Origin of the sequence: Flavobacterium lotistagni, from assembly GCF_011392125.1 — a bacterium.
In the GTDB taxonomy this organism is placed as follows: domain Bacteria; phylum Bacteroidota; class Bacteroidia; order Flavobacteriales; family Flavobacteriaceae; genus Flavobacterium; species Flavobacterium lotistagni.
On record NZ_JAAJBU010000014.1, the window covers coordinates 16,422 to 41,882 of the forward strand.

The window sequence follows — 25,461 nt, forward strand, 5'->3', positions numbered from 1 at the left end:
GTGCATCGAAAAAACACGCTTTATTCCTAGCTACATTTTATGAAAACAGACGCTTTTGCCTTACGCCACATCGGGCCCAGAGAAGAAGATGTGACCCATATGCTGAAAACCATCGGGGCCGACTCGATTGACCAGCTCATCTACGAAACTTTGCCTGACGATATTAGGCTTAAAGCGCCGCTGAATTTAGATCCGGCGATGACCGAATACGAGTTCGCCAACCATATTCACGAGTTGGGAAATAAGAATAAAATGTTCCGTTCGTATATTGGTTTGGGTTATCACCAAGCGATAGTTCCGGCGGTCATTCAGAGAAATATTTTTGAAAATCCGGGTTGGTATACGGCTTACACACCTTATCAAGCCGAAATTGCGCAAGGCCGTTTGGAAGCGATTTTGAATTTCCAAACCATGGTCATTGAACTTACCGGAATGGAAATCGCCAATGCGTCTTTACTAGATGAAGGTACCGCTGCTGCCGAAGCGATGGCGCTGTTGTTCGACGTCCGTTCGCGCGACCAAAAGAAAAACAACGTGAATAAGTTCTTCGTTTCTGAGGAATTGTTGCCACAAACTATATCGGTTTTGCAAACCCGTTCGACGCCAATCGGTGTAGAATTGGTCATTGGAAACCACGAAACCTTTGATTTTTCTGCTGACTATTTCGGAGCGATCTTGCAATATCCGGGCAAATACGGACAAGTTTACGATTATGCCGGTTTTATCGCCAAAGCCAAAACCAATGAAATAAAAGTAGCGGTAGCCGCTGACATTTTGAGCTTGGCTTTATTGACGCCTCCGGGAGAAATGGGCGCCGACGTCGTGGTGGGAACTACGCAACGCTTCGGAATTCCGCTCGGTTATGGCGGGCCGCACGCTGCTTATTTCGCGTCAAAGGAAGAATACAAGAGAAGCATGCCGGGAAGAATTATCGGCGTAACGGTAGACACCAACGGAAACCGTGCTTTGAGAATGGCTTTGCAAACCCGCGAGCAACACATCAAACGCGACAAAGCAACTTCGAATATTTGTACCGCACAGGTGTTGCTGGCAGTAATGGCCGGAATGTATGCGGTTTATCACGGACCGAAAGGATTGAAGTATATCGCTAAGAAAGTACATGCTTCGGTAGCGACTTTGGCCAATGAACTTGAAAAACTCGGATTGTATCAAACCAATACCGCGTACTTTGACACCATTACAGTGAAAACTGATGCTGCTAAAGTGCGCCAGATTGCGGAACAAAATGGCATCAACTTCAATTATATCGATGCACAGACGATTTCAATTTCGCTCAATGAAACCGTGGGGATTGACGACTTGAATGATATCGTTTCGGTATTTGCTTCAGCACTTGGAAAACCCGCGACTACGATTAATGGTTTGCTGGATACTGTGAATTTCCCAAAGAATCTGGAAAGAACTTCCACTTTTTTACAACACGAAGTTTTCAATTACCACCATTCGGAAACTGCGTTGATGCGTTATATCAAAATGTTGGAACGCAAAGATTTGTCGTTGAACCATTCGATGATTTCGCTCGGTTCGTGTACGATGAAACTCAATGCTGCGGCGGAAATGTTACCGTTGAGCAACCCGCAATGGAACAACATTCACCCGTTTGCGCCGCTCGACCAAGCACAAGGTTATCAGGAAATGCTCAAGAAATTAGAGCAGCAACTCAACGTAATTACCGGTTTTGCCGGAACGACTTTACAGCCGAATTCAGGAGCGCAAGGTGAATACGCAGGTTTGATGGTCATTCGGGCTTACCACCAATCACGTGGCGATCACCACAGAAATATTGCACTCATTCCATCTTCGGCACACGGAACCAATCCGGCTTCTGCTGCGATGGCCGGAATGCAAGTTGTTGTTACGAAAACTTTAGAAAACGGAAACATCGACGTGGAAGATTTGCGTGAAAAAGCGATTTTACACAAAGATAACTTATCGTGTTTGATGGTGACTTATCCTTCGACCCACGGCGTTTACGAAGCATCAATCATCGAAGTTACTAAGATTATTCACGAAAATGGCGGTCAAGTATATATGGACGGTGCGAACATGAATGCACAAGTTGGGCTGACCAATCCGGCAACTATTGGTGCAGACGTTTGCCACTTGAACCTTCATAAAACTTTCGCGATTCCGCACGGTGGCGGTGGCCCAGGCGTTGGACCGATTTGCGTAGCACCGCAGTTAGTTCCGTTTTTACCGACAAATCCTGTAATTCCGACCGGTGGAAATACTCCGATTACTGCTATTTCAGCAGCGCCTTGGGGTTCGGCTTTGGTTTGCTTGATTTCTTACGGATATATTTCGATGCTCGGAGCGGAAGGTTTAACCCAAGCTACTCAGTTCGCGATTCTGAACGCCAACTATATCAAGGAAAAACTCAACGGCCATTACGATACTTTGTATACCGGTGAAATGGGCCGTGCCGCACACGAGATGATTCTAGAATGCCGTCCGTTCAAACAAAAAGGCATTGAAGTAACTGATATTGCCAAACGTTTGATGGATTACGGTTTCCACGCACCGACCGTTTCATTCCCGGTAGCAGGAACGTTAATGATTGAGCCGACCGAAAGTGAAAACCTCGAAGAACTGGATCGTTTCTGCGATGCAATGATTTCAATCCGTAAGGAAATTGAAGCTGCTTCAGCCGATGAACCGAACAACGTCTTGAAGAATTCACCGCATACTTTAGCGATGCTCACTGCCGATAGCTGGAATTTTCCTTATACACGTGAACAAGCTGCATTTCCGCTGGATTATATCGCTGAGAACAAATTCTGGCCAACGGTTCGACGCGCAGATGATGCTTATGGCGACCGCAACCTGATTTGCAGTTGTGCGCCAATCGAAGCTTACATGGAAAAATAAATATCTTATCAAAATCCCAATTTCGAACCAGAAGTTGGGATTTCTTTTTTTGTCAAAAATGAAAGACATAGATAATCAGGACGATTTGTATTTGCTGGTAGATGAGTTTTACAAGAAGTTACTAGCTGACGAAAAAATCAGTTACATTTTCACTGATGTGGTCAAAATCAAGCTTGAAGAACACTTACCTATTTTAGTTACCTTTTGGTCGCAAGCTGTTTTAGGAACTGGCGGATATACCAAAAATTTGACGCAAATCCATTTGGATGTGAGCGAGAAATCGTATCTATCACCGGAACTTTTTAAGATTTGGCTCGATCATTTTTACGCCGCTGTCGATGAGAATTTCGCGGGTGAAAAAGCAGAACAGATTAAAACCAATGCTTTGAGTATTGCGACGGTGATGCAGATTAAGATTGCTCAGAAAAACGCGTGAAAATTATGACATCAATAATTTATTTTGAGTTGTAAACCAGATTCCGCAATTCGCTTTTATTCTTTCGCCGGTTTCGAACTTTGACTGTTTATAATCGATACCTTCGTTTCAAAATCGTTACCCATGAACATCAAAATCACCGGCTCTGGCAGCTATATTCCGGAAGTCAAAATGAGAAATTCAGATTTCAGCGAGCATGTTTTTCTTAATGAAGACGGAAGCCCATTTCCCTATTCTAATGATATTGTTGCTAGAAAATTCCAGGAAATTACCGGCATTCAAGAAAGGCGTTATGCCGAAGCACATCTGCTGACTTCAGATTTGGGTTTTTTAGCTGCCGAAAAAGCCATTGAAAACGCCAATATTGACGCCGAAACTATCGACTACATCATCTTTGCACACAACTTTGGCGATGTCAAGCAAGGCGCGATCCAGTCTGATATTCTACCGAGTTTGGGGACGCGCGTGAAATCCAAACTGAAAATTCAGAATCCGAAATGTGTGGCTTATGATATTCTTTTCGGTTGCCCGGGTTGGGTGGAAGGTGTGCTGCAAGCCAATGCCTTTATTAAGTCTGGAATGGCAAAAAGATGTTTGGTGATTGGCGCGGAAACTTTATCTCGCGTGGTGGACATTCATGACCGCGATAGTATGATTTATTCGGATGGCGCAGGAGCCTCAATTTTGGAAAGCTGCGAAGATAGTGATGGTTTGCTCGCGTACGAAAGCGCTTCTTATACTTATCAGGAAGCGAACTATCTGTATTTCGGGAATTCCTACAATAAAAATCTGGATCCGGATGTGCGATACATCAAAATGCAAGGCCGAAAAATTTACGAATTCGCCATTAGCCAAGTGCCCATGGCGATGAAAACCTGTCTGGACAAAAGCGGAATATCGATCGATGATGTCAAAAAAGTACTGATTCATCAAGCCAACGAAAAAATGGATGAAGCCATCGTGAGTCGGTTCTACAAACTTTACGGACGAGAAATGCCCGATAACATTATGCCGATGAGTATTCACCTGCTGGGCAACAGCAGTGTAGCGACTATTCCTACATTATTTGATTTGTTGATTAGAAATCAAATTCAAGACCATGAAATCCATAAAGACGATATCATCATTTTTGCCTCAGTGGGCGCCGGAATGAACATCAACGCTTTCGTTTATCGGTATTGAAAAACAACTCTTATCTTTTTACAAAAAATTTGTAGCCAAAATATCTTTTTGTAAGATTTATACATTATTTTTATTTTATTTTACGCATTTCATCGATTTTTTTTGTTTTTAAACGACAAATCGTCATAGTATTGCAGTGTGTTAAAAAACAGAATTAATCCCTAAATCTCAATTTTATGAAAGTAATCTACACTTGTGCTGCCTTAGCGTTATGCACTTTTTCGTTCGCGCAACAGTTATTCATTGTGAACTCTGACAACAAATTCGGTGTTGTCAATGAAAACGGTGTTGAAATTATCCCCACTAAATATACTTCAGTCGATGAGTTTGATAAAATTCACCCAAACTGGTCGAAAGTTGGATTAGACAATCTTTACGGATTTATCGACAAAACCGGTAAAATTATTATCGAACCAAAATATCAAGAAATTAATGCTTACGGCGTTTTCCATGAAGGTTGGGCATTAGTAAAAAAAGACGGTAAATTTGGTTTTATCGACAATGCCGGAAAAGAAATTGTGGCTCCGGTTTATGACAAAGTGGGCGCCTTTGGAGATTATGCCAAAGACTGGATGCTCGTAGAAGCCAACGGTTTGAAAGGCTTCGTAGATAAAGATGGAAACGTAATTGTTCCGATTAAATACACTCAAGTAGACAAGTTCGACAACGTGAGAAAGAACTGGTCACTGGTGAAAGACAGTAAAGATAAGCTGGGCTTTATCGACAAAACTGGAAAGGAAGTGATTCCTGTGGTTTACGACAACATCGAAGCTTTTGTGAAGAAACCAACAGCTTTAGCCAACGTAGACTAAGAAAAATATTGACCTAACTATTAAAAGGGATTTCATTTTGGGATCCCTTTTTTTATTTAAACGCTGTTCGTGTTTCTTATATTTGTCGCCTATAAACTAATACAACAATAGATGTACGAGAATAGTTTCCCCGTTAAACGCTTTAATCTGACGCTGGCTTTCTTGAAAAAGCACATTCCTACCGATGAAAGAATTTTGGATTTGGGTGTAGAAAATCCGTTTTCAGATCTTATGAAAAATGAAGGTTACCAAGTGGAGAATACTACCGGAGAAGATCTCGATGAAGACCAAAGTGTTTTCTCAGAACAACCTGCTGACGTGGTGACGGCTTTCGAAATTTTCGAACATTTATTGAATCCTTATACTGTTCTGAAAGAAATCAAATCCGATAAACTGCTGATTTCAGTTCCGTTAAGATTATGGTTTTCGCCTGCTTACAGAAGCAAAACCGATCCTTGGGACCGCCATTATCACGAGTTCGAGGCTTGGCAACTCGATTGGCTTTTGGAGAAAACCGGCTGGAAGATCATCGACCGCCAGCAATGGACCCATCCTGTAAAACAAATCGGGATTCGACCCTTACTTAGACTATTTACCAATCGATATTATTTGGTGTACGCGGAGCGGCAACAACTCTAGCTTTGACAATACTTTAATTTCACTTTTTTAATATTCACTACTCTCTTTAAGAGGTGATTGCGATTCTGTTCTCAAAGTCAACTCGATGATTAGTTTATAATTTAAAATTGTAAGTTTTTTACACTTATTTTTTGTTAATTAGTGTATTTCATCGATATTATTTGCTTTTCATCGGCAAATCATCGTAATATTGCTGCGTAATAATGAACAAAACATTTAACAAAACTAAATTCAATTCTATGAAAGCAATCTACACCTACGCAGCATTGGCTTTATGCTCGGTTTCTTTCGGGCAAAAATTATTTATCGTCAGCTCTGATGATAAATTTGGGGTTATCAACGAAAATGGCGTTGAGATCATCCCGACCAAATACAACTCTGTCGATGAGTTTGACAAAGTACACCTGAACTGGTCGAAAGTCGGGCTCAACAACCTTTACGGTTTTATCGACAAAAAAGGAAAAATCATTGTAGAACCAAAATATGAAGTGATTAACGCCTATGGCACGCTCAACGAAGGCTGGTCATTGGTACAGAAAGAGGGCAAATACGGTTTTATTGATGATTTAGGTAAAGAAATCGTTCCTCCGATTTACGATAAAATTGGCGGTTTTGGCGACTATGCCAAAGAATGGATGCTCGTAGAAGCCGACGGTATGAAAGGTTTCTTAGATAAAGAAGGCAACATTATTGTTCCGGTGAAATACGTAGATATCGAGAAATTCGACAAGGTGCGTAAAAACTGGGCACTCGTGAAAGACCGCAAAGACAAATTAGGATTTATTGACAAAACTGGAAAAGAAGTCATTCCAGTAGTCTATGACAATATCGAAGCATTTAAGAAAAAAGGCGCTGTTGCCGATTCCAATTAACCAAATCTATTTTGAACTTGAGAGAGGGATTTTCTGACAAAGGAATCCCTCTTTCTTATTTTATACCAAAGGTTTTAGCTACTTTTGGCCCAGAATCAATTGATAATGCAATACTGTTTGATTATTCCGGCGCACAATGAGGCGCAATATATTGGTGCCATGCTGCATTCGGTGGCTCAGCAAACTTTACCGCCCAAAGCCGTGGTCATCGTGAACGACCATTCTACCGATGCAACATCAACTATTGCTGAAGAATTCGTAAAAAAATATTCGTCTTGGAAAATCATTAACAGTACTTCTGCAGCCGAGCACCAACCCGGAAGTAAAGTCATTCGGGCTTTTGAAAAAGGTATAGAAAACTTAAACGAACCCTACGATTTTATTGTTAAGCTCGATGCGGATTTGATTTTGCCCGAGCATTATTTTGAAACGATTGCCCGACATTTTCAGTCAGATGCTAGCATCGGCATGGTGGGCGGCTTTGCTTACATAGAAAAAAACGGTGATTGGGTTTTAGAAAACCTGACCGATAAAGACCATATTCGCGGTGCGTTCAAGGCTTACCGGAAAGAATGTTTCGAGCAAATCGGCGGACTCAAACCGGCCATGGGTTGGGATACGGTTGACGAACTGCTCGCGAAATTCTACGGCTGGAAAGTAGTTACCGACGATACTTTGAAAGTGAAACACCTCAAACCCACCGGTGCCAATTACAGTCAAGCGGCACGGTTCAAGCAAGGGGAAGCTTTCTATCGTTTGGGTTATGGTTTCTGGATTACGGCCATTGCTTCGGCGAAATTGGCCTTGATGAAGAAAAAGCCGCTATTATTTCTAGACTATATTCGAGGTTTTTGGAAAGCCCAATCAGCGCGCCAACCGATAATGGTAACACAGGAACAAGCCCGATTCATCCGGCAATACCGCCTCTCAAAAATGAAAGCTAAGGTGCTTGGATAGAAAAGATTGCGTGAGGGATGGCAGCGGCAGCCCACAGGCGGCGTAGCGCAGCGGAGCCGGCGAGGACTTATCTCATTGCGACAATATTATTCAGCGGTATTCGATCAATTCGCTATCGCTCGGGTCTAGCGAACAGCCCGACCCTTGTGGTCACGCCCAAAAAAACCAACAACCCATAACCGAGAACTGACAACTTCTTCCTATTTTAGCGCATATTTAAAAAATATGATGCTCGTTCGCTATTTATCGCAGATTGGAAAGTACTTTTTGATGTGGAAAGAGATTTTCAACAAACCCACCAAATGGTCTGTGATGCGCACTTTGATACTCAAGGAAATCGATGATTTGATTATTGATTCGCTCGGGATTGTGGCTTTTATTTCGTTTTTTGTGGGTGGCGTGGTCGCGATTCAAACCGCGCTAAACCTGACCAATCCGTTGATTCCGAAATACCTTATCGGTTTTGCCACGCGCCAATCGGTGATTCTGGAGTTCGCCCCTACTTTCATTTCAATTATTATGGCCGGAAAAATGGGCTCGTTTATTACTTCAAGTATCGGTACCATGCGCGTGACCGAACAAATCGACGCACTGGAAGTGATGGGCGTCAATTCATTGAATTATTTGGTCTTTCCAAAAATCATCGCTTTGCAGCTTTTCCCTTTCGTGATTGGAATCAGCATGTTTTTAGGCATTCTCGGCGGCTGGATTGCGGCGGTTTATGGCGGTTTCGGATCGAGCGATGAATTTATTGGCGGTTTGCAAAAAGATTTTATTCCGTTTCACATTGCTTATGCGTTCATCAAGACTTTTGTGTTTGCCTTGTTGCTCGCGACAATTCCATCATTCCACGGTTATTATATGAAAGGTGGTGCTCTAGAAGTTGGTAAAGCCAGTACGGTTTCGTTCGTATGGACTTCAGTGACAATTATTTTGATGAACTACATTCTTACCCAAATGCTACTCGCATCATGATTGAAGTAAAAAATCTTGTAAAATCGTTCGGCGATTCGAAAGTGCTTAAAGGGGTTTCGATGGTTTTTGAAACCGGGAAAACCAACCTGATTATTGGGCAGAGTGGCTCGGGGAAAACGGTTTTGCTTAAAAGTTTGCTCGGCATCCACACACCAGATTCAGGTACGATTTCGTTCGACGGCCGGATTTATTCTGACCTAACTAAGGATGAAAAACGCGAACTGCGCACAGAAATAGGAATGGTATTTCAAGGCAGTGCGTTGTTCGATTCGATGACGGTCGAAGAAAACGTAGGCTTTCCACTGAAGATGTTTACCCACAATTCGAAATCGGAAATCCAAGACCGCGTAGATTTTGTACTTAAAAGAGTGAATTTGGTCGATGCCAATAAAAAATTGCCGTCGGAAATTTCGGGTGGAATGCAAAAACGGGTGGCCATTGCACGCGCCATTGTAAATAATCCGCAATATCTTTTTTGCGACGAACCGAATTCAGGGCTCGATCCGAACACCTCCATTTTGATTGATAATCTGATTAAGGAAATCACCGAAGAATACAATATTACTACCGTCATCAATACCCACGACATGAACTCGGTAATGGAAATTGGTGAGAACATCGTTTTTTTGAAAAACGGGCTCAAGGCTTGGCAAGGCACCAAAGAGGAAATTTTCAGAACCGACAATAAAGCAGTAACCGATTTTGTCTATTCCTCGAACCTGTTCAAGAAAGTCAGGGAAGCCTACCTCAAAGGCTAATGGTTGCCGGTCACAAATACCCAACCCTGCTTTTCTTCCCCGGTAGCCAAATAGGCGATGTAGTAATAGGTCGAATCAGCCAAGGCGTCGCCATTGTTGTTTTGGCCGTGCCATTGATTGGTATAATTGTTTTGGTTAAAAACCAATCTTCCCCAACGGTTATAGATTTCTAATTTTCTGATTACCAAACCAGAAAGGTCGAATACGTCATTAACTGTATCGCCATTGGGCGTAATCACATTGGGAATACTGCATTGGGTACCGAGAACGGCAATAGAAGCTTCGGTAGCGCAACCTGCTGCATTAGTGACAGTCACGCCATAGGTTCCACCAGGCAAACCAGTAATCCTGACTGGGTTTTCCGAACTGGTAAAACCTTCGGGCCCAGTCCAAGAATAGTTGGCTGTGGCACCATCAAAGGATTTGTTTTCCGGATTCACGCTAAGGGTATACTGCCCACTTAAGCAACCTTTTTCGAGCGTGAATTGCGGTAGTGCATTAACAACAATCTCGATATTGGTTTGGCCAGACTGGCAATCAGCGGTCTGGGAGTTCACCGTGTAAATTCCCTGATTTTCTATAGAAACATTGGTTATCGACGGATTTTGCTCAGACGATGTAAAACCATTCGGGCCTGTCCAAAAGTAATCTCCAAAAGGGATTGCACTTGCAGCCAATTGAATGGTTTGGGAATCACAAACGACTTGCTCAAGTGAAGCAATTGGTGTCTGGGGCTGCGGATGGATTACAATGCCTACATTGGATTGATCCGATTGGCCACAAGAACCATTGACCGTGTATTGAAATAGGAAATTCCCGTTGACTATCGCGGAAGAATCCCACAGATTTTGAACCAATGAACCACTGTTACTAGTTTCACTCCAAACTCCATTGGAATCATAATCCCCGGAAAGCAACGAAAACAAATCGACAACGCCTTGTGGTCCGCAATAGGCAACATTTTGGCCAGCGCCGGCATTAGGCGCAGTTGTGCTCACATTAATCTGATAATTTACCGTGAAATCAACACAGGAATTAGGGTTGCCGTCATAATACACTCTTACGAAATAGGTTCCGTTATTTGCTGCGGCACTGAAGTTGGGAAAATTCAAAGTATTGGTTGTAGCGATAACGGTCGGATTATTTCCTTTTCGCCATTCATAATGCAGAAAATCATAGCCCGGAACAGATAGTGAACCGCTTTGGCCTTCACAGAAAGGTGTTGCCGCTATCGGGAAAAGGCTCGGGTTGGAAATATCGAACAAGCTGTTGAGAATATTTCCGCACGCATCTTCAATTTGAAAATTATACACTGTAGGTTCCAAGCCTAGAAAAATATTCGAAAAATTATTGTTGACAAAAAATGGCTGGCCGTTCTTGGCAGTAATCCTGTACTTGAGCGGCCCATAGCCTTGAGCGATCACGACGGCGTCGTAGAGACTGTTCTCACATTCGAATGAATAGACACTCAGAATCCGAGGGCCGACATAATACTCGAAATTATAAACTACATCGAGGCATTCAGATGTTAGTTGTTCACCATCTTCGACCTCTAATAGGCGTCGCACCACCCTGAATTGACCGCTGGATTGTATGTTGGTATTAGTTCCGGAAATATTGAGTACATATGCATTCGATTGATTGACTTGATTCGGAGTACCTATGTATCCTGTAATTGGATGCCCCCACTGATTGGTAGCTGGATAGAATTTTTGCATCCAATATGAGACAATTCGGGCATTGGTCTGCTGTCTGAATGCAATATTGAATGAATCGCAGTTCTCAGTAATAGTAGCTGTAGCTGGCCCGCTGGTCAAACCAACCACTTGAGCGGTAGCCTCTTTTATTTGACCACAACTGTTTACAGTCCTGAAAACGTAGGTACCAGGAATTAAAGACCCCATTGAAATAGTACTTCCGGTAAAATAATTACTCAAATCTTGAGGTAAAGTGAAGGGATATCCTGCCGGCGCTATAATGAGTTCCCCACTAACTATAGAAGGAACACCCGTCACGATTATTCCGCCCCGATCACTTTCGCATCCCGGATATACGATAGCCGCTACTGTTCCAGGACTTGATGGTGTGATTTGTCTAGATCCTGTAGCTGTCCTCCCACAAGCATCGGTCAGTTTCACAGTATAGCTTCCCTCAGGCAGTGGTATCGATGCATTATAATAGGTTCGCGAACCGTTGAAAGGCAATAGATGATTGGCGTTAAACACCAACGGATCAAAACCTGCGGGGGCTGATAAAAACTGAATCGTTAACGGGGCCGTCATATTGACTCCTGATACGTTAAGGTTCTTGATATCACAAATCACCGTGGCAGAGGTTAGATTAACCCTAGGAACAGGTAAAGTAATGGGCAAGTTATTTTGATTATATTGGTAACCACATCCATCTAAAACTTTGACATTATATGAAGTGTAGGAAACCGGAACCGTAAAATTAAAAGAGTTAGCAATCGCAGATCCAGCAGGATTGCTATCATTGAAAATTAAGGGCGGTCCAGTCGGAGAAAAAGCAGTAATTTGAATCGTGAGCGGATAAGCAATAACATGCCCTGACGTACTATAAACACTATTTGAAACACTCAAGTTATTACATCCTGAAAAGGAAGCACTGCTGCCACCGATTGCTAACCCAGGCGGTGTAGCGGTCACCGTGGCTGTTCTTGCTACTCCTTCCCCACAAGCATCAAAAACCCGAACATTATAATTCCCAGCTGGAAGATTCTCGAATATATTGGAGGTTTGTAATGGTCGGATAACTGGGCCGGCAAATATTTCATAAGAAACCGCAACACTATTGGTAATGGTTATGGTTATCCTACCGTCATTGCCGCAAATCTCGTTTTTGGTTTGCAGCGTATAGCTTAAATCAATAATGGTATCGGTAATAAAAACCTCTTGCTGCTGGCTGTTACTCAAATCGCCTAAAGATTGGGTCGCCACTACACGATATGTAGCTGAAACCAAACCGGTCAGAGTATTCTCGTCGGTTACCGCAATAGGCACCGTGGTATTGGGCAATCTATAAATCGTGTACAAAACTGTTGCGCCGACCGTAGTATTAGTGACCTGAAAATTCAATCGCCCGTTAGCGGTACAACTTTCCGTAACCGGTGTCACCTGCAAACTGAAATCGGCGAGTTGGGCGCGCAACATTAGGCTGGTGAGTAAGAAACCCCACAAAATGATTTGCCTGACTAGCTTTATTTGCCCCATAGACAATAGTTCTTCAATCGTTTAACCCAAAGATATGATTTTAATGCGTCACAAATACCCAACCCTGCTTTTCTTCGCCAGAAGCTAAATAGGCGATGTAGTAATACGTAGAATCAGGCAAGGCGTCGCCACTGTTGTTTTGGCCGTGCCATTGATCGATATAGTTATTTTGATCATAAACCAATCTGCCCCAACGGCTGTAAATCTCTATCCGTTTTACGTTGAGTCCGGACAGGTTCAAGTTGTCGTTTGAGGAATCGTTGTTGGCCGAAATATAGTTGGTGATGGTACATTTGGTGCCGGTAACGTCAATCGACTGTGATGCGGAACAACCGTCAGTATTGGTTACAGTCACCTGATAAACTCCGGTGGGCAAATCGGTAATCTGTATTGGGTTCTGATACTGAACAAACTGCTCGGGTCCGGCCCAGGAATAACTGGCCGTTTGAGGGTCAAAACTTCCATTTCTGGGTTTTACGGTCAGCGTATATTGGCCATTCACGCAAGAGGTTTCAATACTGAAATCCGGAGATGGCAACAGGTCAACATTTACTGAAGTCGTCGATTGGCAGCCCGCCAAAGTTGCCGTTACGGTATAAGTTCCGCTATTGGCCACCGTATTACTTTCAAGTGTCGGGTTTTGTTCTTCCGAGGTAAATCCGCCAGGACCTGTCCAAGAATAGGTGGCATTTTCAATCGTATCGACGTTAAAAGAAATCGGGTCGAGATTACAAAATCCGGGATCGACTTGCACTATCGGATTGGGCGGAATCTCGCTCAGGTGCAATTCAACAGTAGCCACATCGTAGTTATCACATAAATCATGCACCATATAATTGAAACTATAGTTTCCGGTAGAAAGCCCCGCAGACGACCATACATTATCATTCAATGCGCCGCCGGGTGAGGTCTGAATCCAAGAACCACCTGAATCATAAGGCGCAGCGAGCAAACTGAACAAGTCTAAATTCTCTACGGTTCCACAAAAATGCCTTTGCCCGTTGCCGCCGGCGTTGGGAAGTACCGGTGGATTGACTACGAAACTCAGTACCCGTTCTAGGCAAGTGAGCCCTGAGTTGGAATATATTCTCACATAGTAAGTTCCGGGAGTTAGTGTACTGGAAAAAGGCGAAAACGACAAACTATTGGTCGTGCTTAAAATTTGGGTCGGATTGTCTGCCTTCCACCATTGATAGTTGAAAAACGAAAACGCCACTACCGAGAGAAATTCGTTTCGCCCTTCGCACAAAACACTTGAGGTAATTTCAGGTTCGGCCAACGTGGTAATATCATACACCCGATTGACAATGTTGCCGCAATTGTCGCGTACTTGGAAATTGTAAATCCCGGATTGCAGGTTCGCAAAGGTATTCGAAGAACCGTTATCAATAAAAAAATCCTGACCGTTTCTAGAAGTAATAAAATAATGCAGTGGCGCAACACCAACAGCCGAAACAAATACATTGTAACTGTCATTACTACAAGGAATTGTCCGGGCATCGGTCAATTTCAATTCTCCGGTATACTCGAATTCCCGAATCACTGTGACGCAGTAGTTAAAAGTATAGGAAGCTGCGTTAGGATAGATCAAATGAGAGCGTACAATTCGGAACTTTCCCAAAGCAGCAATATTGAAATTAGTGCTATAGTTCTGGATTAATAAGGAATTATTTGCATTGGGCACCGTTCCTGGAGCGTAAACCAAATTCGTATACGGATGTACCCATTGTTGCGTACTAGGGTTATACTTCTGCAACCAAAAATTCCTTTGAATATTGGAGGTGTTGGTCAGGTTATACAAAAGCACATCAAACGAGCCGCAATTTCCGTGAAGTTCAAATATATTGGCTTCGGTAGCCAAACCGACAACAAATGCGGTCGTTGTGTATTCATTACCACATTCATCTTTCAGATAAAAAGTATAATCGCCTTCAGGTAGCGTATTCATCGAAAAACCGCCATTAAAGTCAATATTAAAGGAAACATCGTAAGGCATCGAATGCGAAAAAGTGGTGGGAGCGTTCTGCATAATCACCGATACCAGATTGATTCCCGAGCCTGAAAATGCCACCGAGCCCATTCCGGGATCGCATCCACTTAAAATTTTTGGGTCGGGCGGCGACGGCGGTACTAACGGCACATTAATGATTTGGGGATGAGGCACTCCGCACACATCGGTAGCGACTACCATGTAATTCCCCGGAACGATTCCCGGAATAGTTCCTGTAAATTGATCGTCTTCATCAATCGACGAGCTCACGTCATAGGGCAAATCATGCAAAAAATTGGGCGGTGCTTGAGTAATGAAAACGGTACTCAAATCGGGTGCTGTTAACAGTTGTTGATCGTCTGCTCCGGGGTCGAACAAGGTGAAGAAAATTGAATTATGGTCATTCAAACAACCACGATAATCTAGCTGGTAACCCAGTAAAAGCTTAAGAGATGAAGCCGGAATTATAATCTCAATGGAATAAAAATCACCGCAAAGATTGGTTCCTTGAAAAACATAAGTTCCGGGAACCGTAAAACCCATTTCAAAAAAACCATTCTCGCGAATATTAAAAGACACATCATAAGGTAAATCATGGCCAAACGCTTGCGGCGCCTCAGTTATAAAAACAGTTTGCGGCAAAACGCCCGGCCCAATAACCACGGTAGAGACGAAATCACAACCCATATATCCAGATCCCATTTCCGCTTTCGTGACAGACTTCTTGACGGTTAATTCCTCCTCGAAAACGCTACCGCAATGGTCGGTAACCCTCACTACATATTCGCCTTCCGGCATTTGATGCTCGGGTGTGGAATGGTATCCCATGAAATTCATAGGCCCGGGGTGCTGCGCATTATAAATTAAAGGGTCAAACCCCGACGGAGTACTCAAAAATTCTACGGTATAAGGCGGTAAATAGCCACACGCGCCAATATTCAATTCGTTCAAACAAGACCGTGGAAACTGACCCTCAATGAAGTGCCTTCTAATGCTAGTAATCGGGATGTTCTCCTGTTGGACCGTACCGCCGCATTGATCGGTTATCCTAACATTCACCTGAAAAACCTCAACGTCATAAAAAGGAATCTCAAACGAAAAATAGCAAAAGGTCACTCCTCCCGATTCAATGACCTGATTCACGACAAAGGGCTCTGACCCATCTGGCGGAAAAACCGTAAGTTCCGCATTCAACGGATAGCTCATCGTATATCCCTCTGGAGGATTCGCTCTAAACTCTACTAAACGAGTTGTACATGAAAGAAGGTCGCACTCTTCTTGAGCAGGTGCTATACTTAAGTATATCGTTGAAGGCGCTTCTAAAATCCGGAAGGTCTTTACTACGCCGTCGCCGCAATTATCAATCACCCTAATATCATACTCGCCGATGGGCATGTTCGCAAAAACATTAGAAGATTGTGGCGGCACAATTACCGAACCTGCTATAATTTCGTAGCTTACCGGATTTCCACTGGTCACGTTTACCGTCATGGTTCCGACCGAATTACACACCACCGGATCGCTGGTAACATTGTATTGCAACGGCACTATGGTGTTCTGAATACTAACGGTTTGTTGCTGCGACGAACTTAAATTCCCGAGAAACTGGGTGGCGACAACCTGATAACTTCCGGCGGTTAGCCCGGTAAAAACAGTTGCGTTGGTTTCTACTATGGCGTTCACTAAATCGGGCAATCGGTACACTTGATAAACCACAGTTGCACCCGGAGTAATATTGGAAACATTGAAATTCAGAGTTCCGTTCGCGGTACAGCTTTCATCGGTTTTGGTGACTGAAAGCGTAAAATTGTTGAGTTGGGGAAAAGCCACTTGCCCGCCAAAAAAGAACATTAATACAAAAAACAAAGGCCAACTATTGGTGAATCGTTCTTTTCTCATGGCAGTCATTTGAATCGGGAGATACTTTATTCTTTAAAAGTACATTCTTTTTTTGAAAAACAACGACCTCGAATTAGTATTCAAGTATTTTGAATGAGAATTCGAAAAAACCAAAAAAAAAGCGGGAGCAATTTCCCGCCTTGAATTATCGTTTGAGTTGGCTGACCACGCCTTTGATTTCCTGCTCTTTGCTTTTGGGGTAAATCAGCAGCGTGTCTTTATTATCGACGATGATGTAATCCGTGAGCCCATCAATTACGATGAGTTTATCAGTATCGGATCGGATAATATTATGCGAGGCATTCTCTAGAAAGACTATTGCATTCACCACCGCATTGTGGTTGCTGTCTTTATCGAGTTTTTCGTGTAGTGAGCCCCAAGTTCCTAGGTCGTTCCAGTCAAATGTTGCCGGAAGCACATACACGTTCGAAGCATTTTCCATCACCGCATAATCAATCGAAACGTTTTCCGCGTTGGCATAATTCTCGGCAATGAACTCTTTTTCAGCCGAAGTATTATAATCGTTCCAGCCTTTATTAAACAAAGCGTTCATCTGCGGTTGGAACTTTTCAAAAGCTTCGGTAATCGATTTCACGCTCCAAATAAAAATCCCACCGTTCCATAAAAAGTTGCCACTTTCCAAGAACGATTTTGCGGTTTCATAATCTGGTTTCTCACGGAACTGTTTTACTTTTTTAATGGCATTGTTGTCGGTTTTATCAAATTCGATATAGCCAAAACCGGTGTTCGGAAAAGTCGGTTGAATGCCCAAAGTCATGAGGGCATTTTCGGCCGAGCAAAAATCGAAACATTGTTGCAAGTTCCGGGTAAATGCTGCTTCGTCTTCAATCCAGTGATCGCTTGGCGCTACGACCATTACCGCGTCTGGGTTTTGCTTCTTGATTTTCATCGACGCATATAAAATACAGGGCGCTGTGTTTCGCATCGCTGGTTCGAGCAACACTTGGTCTTGCTTTACTTGAGGCAATTGCTCTAGGACAATATGGTTGTATTTCTCATTGGTTAAAATCAAGATATTCTCAACCGGAATCAGCTTCGCCAAACGGCTGAAGGTTTTCTGAATTAAGGTTTCCCCGGCACCCAACATATCGTGGAACTGCTTCGGAAAATCCGTCGTACTGACCGGCCAAAAACGCGAACCTACGCCACCAGCCATTAATATCGCATAATAATTCTTGTTCATTCTTTATTTTATTTAAACGTTAAACCCTTGAAAAATTGTGTTTTAAAGCAATTCCACTTCTGCGTTCGGGTTAAAAAGGTACATTCTTCCGGAGCTGATCTCGATACATTCATAACGTTTGGTACGCAAGGCTCCTTTCTGAAAAATCTTACCATTATGGATCCGAAACCGGCTTCCGTAAGGGATTTCAAAGATATAATTTTTATCGGTTCTTTGGTCAAACTGTTTTAGAGCCAATGTTAAAGTCGCGTCTACATCGCTGCTGGCGCTTGGGTTTTTAAAATGCCGGGCCAACAACGGAAGCAACTGCGCCGGAAAAATCTCTGGCCGAATAAACGGAACCATCAGCCGCTGGAAAGTATATTTCCACTCATTGCCATGCGGTTTGATCTGGCGTCCGAATTTCTCAAAAGCCACCAAATGCGAAATCTCGTGAATCAGCGTAATCAAAAATTTGTATTGGTTCAGGCTCGCATTCACCGTAATCTCGTGTTTGCCGCTGGGGCCTTTGCGGTAATCGCCATGTCGGGTCACGCGCTCATTGACAATCTTCAGGTGCACTTCATTGGCCACAATCAAGTCGAAAACCGGTTTCACAGCGTGTTGCGGCAGGTATTTCGCTAAAGTTTCATTCATGAAAAGTACTGGGTTTTTATTAGAAGCCGGGAACCTGCCATCCGCTATATCTTTTCAAACCTTCCAGGTTTAAAAAGGATGCCGCTGCTGTCAGGGCTATGGCTATCCGGCATAAAGAACGAATTCCCAAAACAAGAAAATTACGGTGTCGAAGCCGAAACCTGCAAGATTTTCCCGTTGTAATACTGGTTTCCGGTCAAGGTGAAGTTGGCTATATAATCCGCCATTTGTGCTGCGGTCAGCGGCGCCTCGTAACCCGGAAAAGCTTCCGCCAGCATTTCAGTCTGCACCGCACCGATGGCCAAAACATTGAAGGCAATGCCTTGCTCTTTGTATTCTTCGGCCAGCAATTCAGTTAAGGTAATCAGCGCACCTTTGCTCGAACTATAAGCCGAAAGTCCGGCAAATTTCATACTGCCCTGCACGCCGCCCATCGAACTGATTGAGACCACATGACTGCCATTTTTCAGATATGGCAGACAAAGCTTGGTTAAGGCCGCTACTGCAAAAACATTCACTTGGTAAATACGCTCAAAATCTTCGTATGTGGTTTCGACAAAAGGCTTGAGCAGTAAAGTGCCCGCATTGTGCACGATGGCATCAACACTTTTCCAGGAAGTTGCTAAAAATTGGGCTACCAGTTGTAAATCGTCTGCATGGGCCAAATCTACAGAAAGGCAAGTAATATTCGGGTGTTGTGCCAAAGGGCTCGGAACCGTTCGTGACAGTGCTAATATTTCATGGCCGGCCTCAGCCAATTGCAAAGCTAAAGCATAGCCAATACCGCGTGAAGTTCCGGTGATGATGATTTTCTTCAAAACTTTTTTCGGTAAAAATAGCAAAAAAAGCTTCGGCTTATCAGGATGGTCTTGCCTAAAAAATGAAGTAAAATATCAACAATCCGAGGCCAGCATAAATGCACACCAAAAGAATCTCCAGCCTATATACTTCGAGGAAGATTTTAAAACGTTCCATCACCTACTAAAAGAAAAATACCAAAAGTATCAAAAGCAATACAAACGAAATTAGACTCAGACTTTTATAACTGCCTTTAGGCTCTTTAAGTAACAAAAAAGCGCTCAAAGTGAACAGGCAATAAGACAATAACGCAATCGGGCTTGGAAAACCGGCATACAAAGGACGTACAAATTCAGGAACCAATAAAAGCGTATTCTTTTTTAGCTCTTTGGAAGCCAGAATTTCAATAAAATTGTTTGTCGAATAGAGCAACAACAAACTCAAAAAAAGAAGGGTTGCCAGCAAGAAAAAAGAAACGATAACACGCTGTTTCATATAATCTTGATTTTTAATAAACACGCCGACCGACACCCACTTTGACCAACCATTACTTTCAAAAATTACCAACCAAAACACGGGTGCCGGCGCGGAGCATTTGGTTACATTTGTTTAATGTTTCTCTGTTGAGAAGCCAAAGTATAAAATAAAATTCGGCGTCATAAAACAAATGAGCAACTGCTCTAAAGTAATGTATAAGTGTAGCGATTCCGACTATTTTCGTACGGCAGAAACGAGTTGGTTTGGATTATTGCTTGATGAGTTTCAAATAGCTCGAACCTGAACTTGTTACTACTTTTACCAAGTAATTTCCGCGAGCCAATACTGAAATATCATATTTAGTTTGCTGGTCGTAGGTCACTACCAATTGCCCTTGAAGGTTAAAAACAGAAACTGTCTTTACTAAATTGTTTCGGGTCAATTCAAAATAATCTTGCGCTGGATTGGGAACTAAAACAAACCCAGCCGATGCCTCGAAACTAAAATTCGCCAAAGCCGGATCTTTATAGGCGTGAAGTTCGAAACCGCCCGTAGTTCCTTTGTAGCCAAAATACAATTCGTCATTCATCACGACCAAACCTGAATTATTGATTTCTCCGGAGAGTAATTGAGTGGTGCCGCCAGCAGTGCCATTGCTAACCCATAACGATTTTGTCGCGACATTGGAAGTTTTTACATAATACAATTTGCCGTTATAAGCAATCAAATCTGAAAGGGTTTCTTGAGCGGTTGAAACCGTAGTGACCAAAGTAGTTCCCGCTGTGGTGCCATCAGTTTTCCAGAGTTGTTTGCCACCACCGGTATTATCGGCTAAAAAATAAATGAGCGACCCAACCGGCGTAAAATCAGACGGATTGCTACCGACACCAGCCGTTGTATTGAGGTTCTTAACCAATACGGTTCCGGCATTGGTTCCATCAGATTTCCATAGTTCAGCGCCGTTTATTCCATCGTTGGCACTGAAATAAAGTGTAGCACCAATTCGCTTCATGTTGCTCGGATTGCTATCGCCGGAAGGGTTGATGTCTTTAACCAAAACCACCGAATTGTTCACCCCATTGACCGATCGGAGCTCGCGTCCGGAAGAAGCATTAGTAGCCACCAAATAGAGCGTGTTTCCTATGACATTAAATTGATCCGGATTGCTGCTCGAGGAAGTGGGCGTTGGAAAAATATCCAAATAAAGTGCAGTATTGGCAGTAGTTCCATCGGTTGACCAAAGTTCGCGCGCGCTGCTGGGGTGAAAAGCACTAAAATAAATCTTAGAGCCTAAAACTGTAAAACTGGCCGGAGCAGAACTCACTACATTGCCCATATAAATATCTTTAAGCATTCCGCTAAAACCCGAGGAATAAACCAGTGGCTCCACATCTTGCCCGGCCAACGGAGAAAAAACCATGGCGTTGGTCAGTTGGGCTGAAGGCCCGAATCGCGAATTGGCGTTGGCGGTTTTACTGAAAATATCCATCAAAGTGTAAACATCTAAAAAGTTGGACGCGGTCATTAAGCTGATGTGTGAAGTATTCGGGTCGATTCCGTCAAAATATACCGCTGAATCACCATTCTCTCTGTAATACATCGTTGTGTTTTGATTGCGAATGGCCTGACCATCATTGAGCAAGAAATTGGTGCCTTCAAGCGTGCCGAAACTGTAATACATATAACGATTGGTAGATGTGTCTGAATTGTTGGCCGTAAAGAGCAGCATTCCGTTAACGTTATACAAAGAAAGCGGATTGCTGCTACTGCTTGCTGTGGTGGTGTTGAGATCCTTCACCAAACGCAATTGCGCCTGAATATTTAAAACTGTAGTTAAAACCAAAATAGTAATCGCTTTTTTCATGTTATGCTCCTTTTTTATAATAACTCGATTCAATGATTAAAATCAAAGTTAGGCGAATCAAATTTAGTTTTTTTTCTATTATACAACTGTGTCGCTTTTTTTATTAACTGAAGCCATTTTAAGGTTAACTGATATATCTCAAAGGCTAACTGCCAGTATTTTTGAAAGTTGTTTTTACAGATTGTTTACATTTACCTGATGAACTTAACAGCGTGAGAACACCTTTCTTATTACTGTATTTATTTTTCTGGTGTGCAGCCCCAGCACAAAACCCATTTTGCATTAACTATTCTATTAACGACGGCTTACCATCTGAAAATGTATATGCCGTTTTCGAAGACCAAAATGGATTTATTTGGCTCACTACCGATGCCGGAATTGTTCGGTTCGACAGCCACAATTTTCTAGATTTCAATACAGACAACGGCCTTTCGGACAACGAGGTTTTTCAGATGAAAAAAGACCACAAAGGCCGCATTTGGCTCTTAACGCTCAACGGAAAAACATGCTATATCCAAAACGGCAAAATCTACAACGAAACCAATTCGGCACTGGTGCGAAAAATTTGCGGCAATAGCCTCATGTCTGACTTTTATCAAGATGCTCAAAACCAAATTTACTTCTGTTTCCGCGACGGGCAAATCGTACAAGTTACCCCACATGATAAAGTCGTCAAAATCAAATGCAAAACGCCACAACCCTATTTGGGTATGTGGAAAAACAAAAACAAATTGTGCGTACTTACACCTTTGGGTATTTACAATGCAGAGCAAAACTTGCGAATCAATCCGATGGCAACCGCAACAACCTCTCGCGCTTTTCATGTGAATCGTCAAACCTATATTAGCAATGCTAACCAACTGTATCGGATTAGACCAAATGGCGACCTGACCAAGATCTTGTCACTGCCCGAACCTGCCGAGATTTTACAACTCTATCAAGAAAACCCAAATAAAATCTGGATTTGCACGCGCCAAGGTTTGTTTTTGCATGAAAATCAACAGTTCAAAAAATATTTCTCGGGCGAAATGGTCTCAAATCTACTCCGTGATTTCGAAGGTGGTTATTGGGTGGCCACACTCAAGAATGGTGTTTATTATGTACCGTCGTTTGATGTGATATTGAACAAACTCAGTACAGAAAAACCAATGAAAATCAACTGTATCGGCATCAATCAGAAAAAAGAGATTTGGGCCGGTGGCGATGCCAATAATTATTTTGTCAAACGACCCGGATTGGAATTCACAGGCCAAACTACTTTGGTGGATGGTCAAGCAGACCAAATTACCTCGATTCGTTTCTTTGGTCAAGACACCTATGTTTCGGGGAAAAACATGATTCTCAAGATTGATGGCAAGGGCAAGAAAAGTTTTTTAGGTTGCGGGGCTAATGATCTTTGGTTAGATGCTGAAAATGGTTTTTTTGCTTATACCGTAGTTTATAAAATTCCGCACCGAAAGATCAAACCGGGCATCAAAAACATGCTCAACAAAAACAATATGCTGTTGCAGAAAAGAACATCAGTTCTGTTGCATGAAAGTGAAAATACTTGGATTGGCTCTAATTATGGTTTGTACCGATACCGCGTAAAAGATTCTATTACAAATTGGAATTCCTATCCGAATTTACAAACTTCGATTGAAGATTTATATTTCGACTCGAAACAACAAACGCTTTTTGTAGCCACCAGTTCAAAAGGAATTGTCTTACTCAGAAACGAAAAAATTATCGGCCAGATCTCTCACAGAAATGGTCTGAACAGCATGACTTGCAATGCCATTGAAAAGGTGGGCAACCAAACTTATTTGGTGGGTTCGAACAATGGTTTGAATCTAGTTACTTTTAAAAACGAAAGCGTAAACATTCGAAACATTAATGCGGTACTGGGGTTAAAAAACCAGAAAATCAACGACATTGGTTATCTAGACCAAATTGTTTATTTGGCTACCGATCGCGGGCTGCTTTGGTTCAACATCACTAAAATCAATCGCAAAGACAGCCGACCCAAATGTCTGATTGAAACCTTGAAAACCCAAAAAAGGAATGCCGCTGGAAAACCACCCTATGAATTCGATTTCAACGACAACCAAGTGAGCATTCACTTTTCGGGCATTTCCTATATCAGCCAAAACGATCTCACTTACCATTACCAACTCTCCGGGCAAGATTGGACACAAACACAAGAATCGCAAATCAACTACAAATCATTGCCGAGCGGTGAATATATTTTCAAAGTGTATTGCACCGACGGATATGGCACACAAAGCAATACGGCTGTGATTCGATTTGAAATTCTCGCTCCTTTTTGGCAAAAATGGTGGTTTATTTTGCTTTGCTTGCTGATCATTATCGGGGTGATTTACGCCATTGTAAAATACCGACTCAAAGAGCAACAACGCCAATTCAGCGTCGAGAAGGCCGCCATACAACTTGAGCGTGACAAAGCCACCCTAGAGAAACAAATGATTGATTTAGAACAGAAAGCACTGCGACAGCAAATGAATCCGCACTTTATTTTTAATGCGCTCAACACTATTAAAGGTTATTATTCTGAAGGCGATTTGATGCGGGCCAGCACCTATATTTCAAAGTTTTCTAAACTACTTCGGATGCTGCTCGAAAATGCCGATAAAACCATCTCGTTGTCTACAGAAATTGAAATGTTAGAGCTGTATCTTGAACTGACTAAAATCCGGTATGAAAATAAATTTGTTTACGAACTCATTCTCGATGAAAATCTCAACCCGAACGATATTGAAATTCCTACCTTGCTGCTGCAACCTATCGTTGAGAATGCCATTATTCACGGATTATCTCCTCGAAACAAAACGGGTTTACTTAAAATTTCATTTGCAAAACAAGACAAGCAATTGCATTGTATGGTCGAAGACAACGGCATCGGGCGCATCGCCTCACAGAAAAAGCAGCAACACCGAGAATACCAATCTAAAGCACTTGAAATCACTAAGGAAAGAATTGCATTATTCAGTAAAGGTATTGGCCCATCAACCTTTGAAATCATTGACTTGATTCAAAACGACAAACCTGCCGGTACTCAAGTCGTAGTTACCATTCCATTAATCTCTATTTGGTCATGAAAGTTTTAATTATTGAAGACGAAGAACAATCGGTTTCGGCATTGCGCTCAGAAATTGCGATGCATTGTAAAAATCTGCAAATCATTGGGATAGCCAAATCGGTAAACGAGGCCATCGAAAAAATCGACACATTACAACCTGAACTGGTGTTTCTCGACATTCAACTCTCTGATGGTTTGGGTTTTGAAATTCTAGATTACTTTAAGCAGCGGTTGTTTTTTCAGGTTATTTTCACTACTGCCTACAGCCAATATGCGATTCGAGCGATTAAATTCAGTGCCTTAGATTATTTGCTCAAACCCATTGATGCAGAAGAATTGGTTATCGCCGTGAACAAAGCCCAAAAAATTTCCAAAAAAGATTCGACTGCCAAAATCGAGAACCTGCTCTACAACCAAAGTCAATCGCCGGTGCGAAAAAAAATTGTTTTGCCCACACTCGAAGGCATCACGGTTTTTGAAGTAGCCAGCATTATGAAATGTTCTGCCGAGGGCAACTACACCAGTATTTATTTTACTAACGGAAAGAAAATGCTGTTTTCTAAAACGCTCAAGGAATTTGAAGAATTGCTTTGCCATAGCGGTTTTGAACGGATTCACAATTCGCACATCATCAATCTGGATCATTTGGTGAGTTTTGTGAACAAAGACGGCGGTTATGTAATTTTGTCTGATAAAAGCACACTACCGGTTTCACAACGCAAAAAAGCCAACTTGCTTGCTGCTTTAGGAAACTTGAGTTGAAA

The 25,461-nt window shown here is 42.5% G+C and carries 18 protein-coding genes; 11 read left to right on the forward strand and 7 right to left on the reverse strand.

Going from position 1 to position 25,461, the window contains the following annotated elements; genetic code table 11:
• The first annotated feature begins 39 nt into the window (after positions 1-39).
• From gcvP to G4D82_RS13100, 9 genes are all read left to right on the forward strand, one after another.
• Complete coding sequence (gene gcvP / locus G4D82_RS13060) at positions 40-2,889, forward strand: aminomethyl-transferring glycine dehydrogenase (RefSeq protein WP_166337742.1); 2,850 nt, start codon at positions 40-42, stop codon at positions 2,887-2,889.
• Positions 2,890-2,947: 58 nt separating this feature from the next.
• Positions 2,948-3,325, forward strand: a complete 378-nt coding sequence (locus G4D82_RS13065) for a group III truncated hemoglobin (RefSeq protein WP_166337743.1) — start codon at positions 2,948-2,950, stop codon at positions 3,323-3,325.
• A gap of 123 nt (positions 3,326-3,448) precedes the next feature.
• Positions 3,449-4,507 (forward strand): 3-oxoacyl-ACP synthase III family protein, encoded by a 1,059-nt coding sequence (locus G4D82_RS13070; RefSeq protein WP_166337744.1) that lies wholly within the window; start codon positions 3,449-3,451, stop codon positions 4,505-4,507.
• 176 nt (positions 4,508-4,683) lie between these two features.
• Positions 4,684-5,319, forward strand: a complete 636-nt coding sequence (locus G4D82_RS13075) for a WG repeat-containing protein (RefSeq protein WP_166337745.1) — start codon at positions 4,684-4,686, stop codon at positions 5,317-5,319.
• Positions 5,320-5,430: 111 nt separating this feature from the next.
• The gene (locus tag G4D82_RS13080) at positions 5,431-5,958 is read left to right on the forward strand and encodes a class I SAM-dependent methyltransferase (RefSeq protein ID WP_166337746.1); all 528 of its coding nucleotides are present in this window, start codon (positions 5,431-5,433) and stop codon (positions 5,956-5,958) included.
• A 239-nt stretch (positions 5,959-6,197) separates the two neighbouring features.
• Positions 6,198-6,830, forward strand: a complete 633-nt coding sequence (locus G4D82_RS13085; RefSeq protein ID WP_166337747.1) for a WG repeat-containing protein — start codon at positions 6,198-6,200, stop codon at positions 6,828-6,830.
• Positions 6,831-6,935: 105 nt separating this feature from the next.
• Complete coding sequence (locus tag G4D82_RS13090; protein ID WP_166337748.1) at positions 6,936-7,787, forward strand: glycosyltransferase; 852 nt, start codon at positions 6,936-6,938, stop codon at positions 7,785-7,787.
• A gap of 225 nt (positions 7,788-8,012) precedes the next feature.
• Positions 8,013-8,762 carry an MlaE family ABC transporter permease gene (locus tag G4D82_RS13095; protein ID WP_166337749.1) on the forward strand — a complete coding sequence of 250 codons (750 nt, stop codon included), beginning with the start codon at positions 8,013-8,015 and terminating at the stop codon, positions 8,760-8,762.
• On the forward strand, positions 8,759-9,520 hold the full coding sequence (locus G4D82_RS13100) for an ABC transporter ATP-binding protein (RefSeq protein WP_166337750.1): 762 nt from the start codon (positions 8,759-8,761) through the stop codon (positions 9,518-9,520). Before G4D82_RS13095 ends, G4D82_RS13100 begins: the two co-directional genes overlap by 4 nt.
• On the opposite strand, the gene G4D82_RS13105 is transcribed toward G4D82_RS13100, so the two are convergent.
• The 7 genes from G4D82_RS13105 to G4D82_RS13135 form a co-directional block, all read right to left on the reverse strand.
• On the reverse strand, positions 9,517-12,750 hold the full coding sequence (locus G4D82_RS13105; protein ID WP_166337751.1) for a gliding motility-associated C-terminal domain-containing protein: 3,234 nt from the start codon (positions 12,748-12,750) through the stop codon (positions 9,517-9,519). The two genes, G4D82_RS13100 and G4D82_RS13105, sit on opposite strands and share 4 nt — an antisense overlap.
• Before the next feature lie 40 nt (positions 12,751-12,790).
• A complete protein-coding gene (locus tag G4D82_RS13110) occupies positions 12,791-16,639 on the reverse strand; it encodes a T9SS type B sorting domain-containing protein (RefSeq protein ID WP_166337752.1) in 3,849 nt (1,282 codons plus the stop codon).
• A 145-nt stretch (positions 16,640-16,784) separates the two neighbouring features.
• Entirely contained in the window at positions 16,785-17,843 is a 1,059-nt protein-coding gene (locus G4D82_RS13115; RefSeq protein WP_166337753.1) for a mannose-1-phosphate guanylyltransferase, read from the reverse strand.
• Positions 17,844-17,885: 42 nt separating this feature from the next.
• Entirely contained in the window at positions 17,886-18,479 is a 594-nt protein-coding gene (locus G4D82_RS13120) for a SprT-like domain-containing protein (protein ID WP_166337754.1), read from the reverse strand.
• Positions 18,480-18,619: 140 nt separating this feature from the next.
• Positions 18,620-19,297 carry an SDR family NAD(P)-dependent oxidoreductase gene (locus G4D82_RS13125; protein WP_166337755.1) on the reverse strand — a complete coding sequence of 226 codons (678 nt, stop codon included), beginning with the start codon at positions 19,295-19,297 and terminating at the stop codon, positions 18,620-18,622.
• A 163-nt stretch (positions 19,298-19,460) separates the two neighbouring features.
• Complete coding sequence (locus G4D82_RS13130; RefSeq protein ID WP_166337756.1) at positions 19,461-19,772, reverse strand: hypothetical protein; 312 nt, start codon at positions 19,770-19,772, stop codon at positions 19,461-19,463.
• A gap of 250 nt (positions 19,773-20,022) precedes the next feature.
• Positions 20,023-21,618, reverse strand: a complete 1,596-nt coding sequence (locus G4D82_RS13135) for an ELWxxDGT repeat protein (RefSeq protein ID WP_166337757.1) — start codon at positions 21,616-21,618, stop codon at positions 20,023-20,025.
• Positions 21,619-21,830: 212 nt separating this feature from the next.
• Here G4D82_RS13135 and G4D82_RS13140 point away from each other — a divergent pair, with 212 nt between their 5' ends.
• Together G4D82_RS13140 and G4D82_RS13145 are read left to right on the forward strand one after the other, a co-directional pair.
• Positions 21,831-24,716: a sensor histidine kinase gene (locus G4D82_RS13140; RefSeq protein WP_166337758.1), complete on the forward strand. Its 2,886-nt coding sequence runs from the start codon at positions 21,831-21,833 to the stop codon at positions 24,714-24,716.
• Positions 24,713-25,459 (forward strand): LytR/AlgR family response regulator transcription factor, encoded by a 747-nt coding sequence (locus tag G4D82_RS13145; RefSeq protein WP_166337759.1) that lies wholly within the window; start codon positions 24,713-24,715, stop codon positions 25,457-25,459. The genes G4D82_RS13140 and G4D82_RS13145 overlap by 4 nt, the downstream gene beginning before the upstream one ends.
• Positions 25,460-25,461 lie beyond the last annotated feature (2 nt).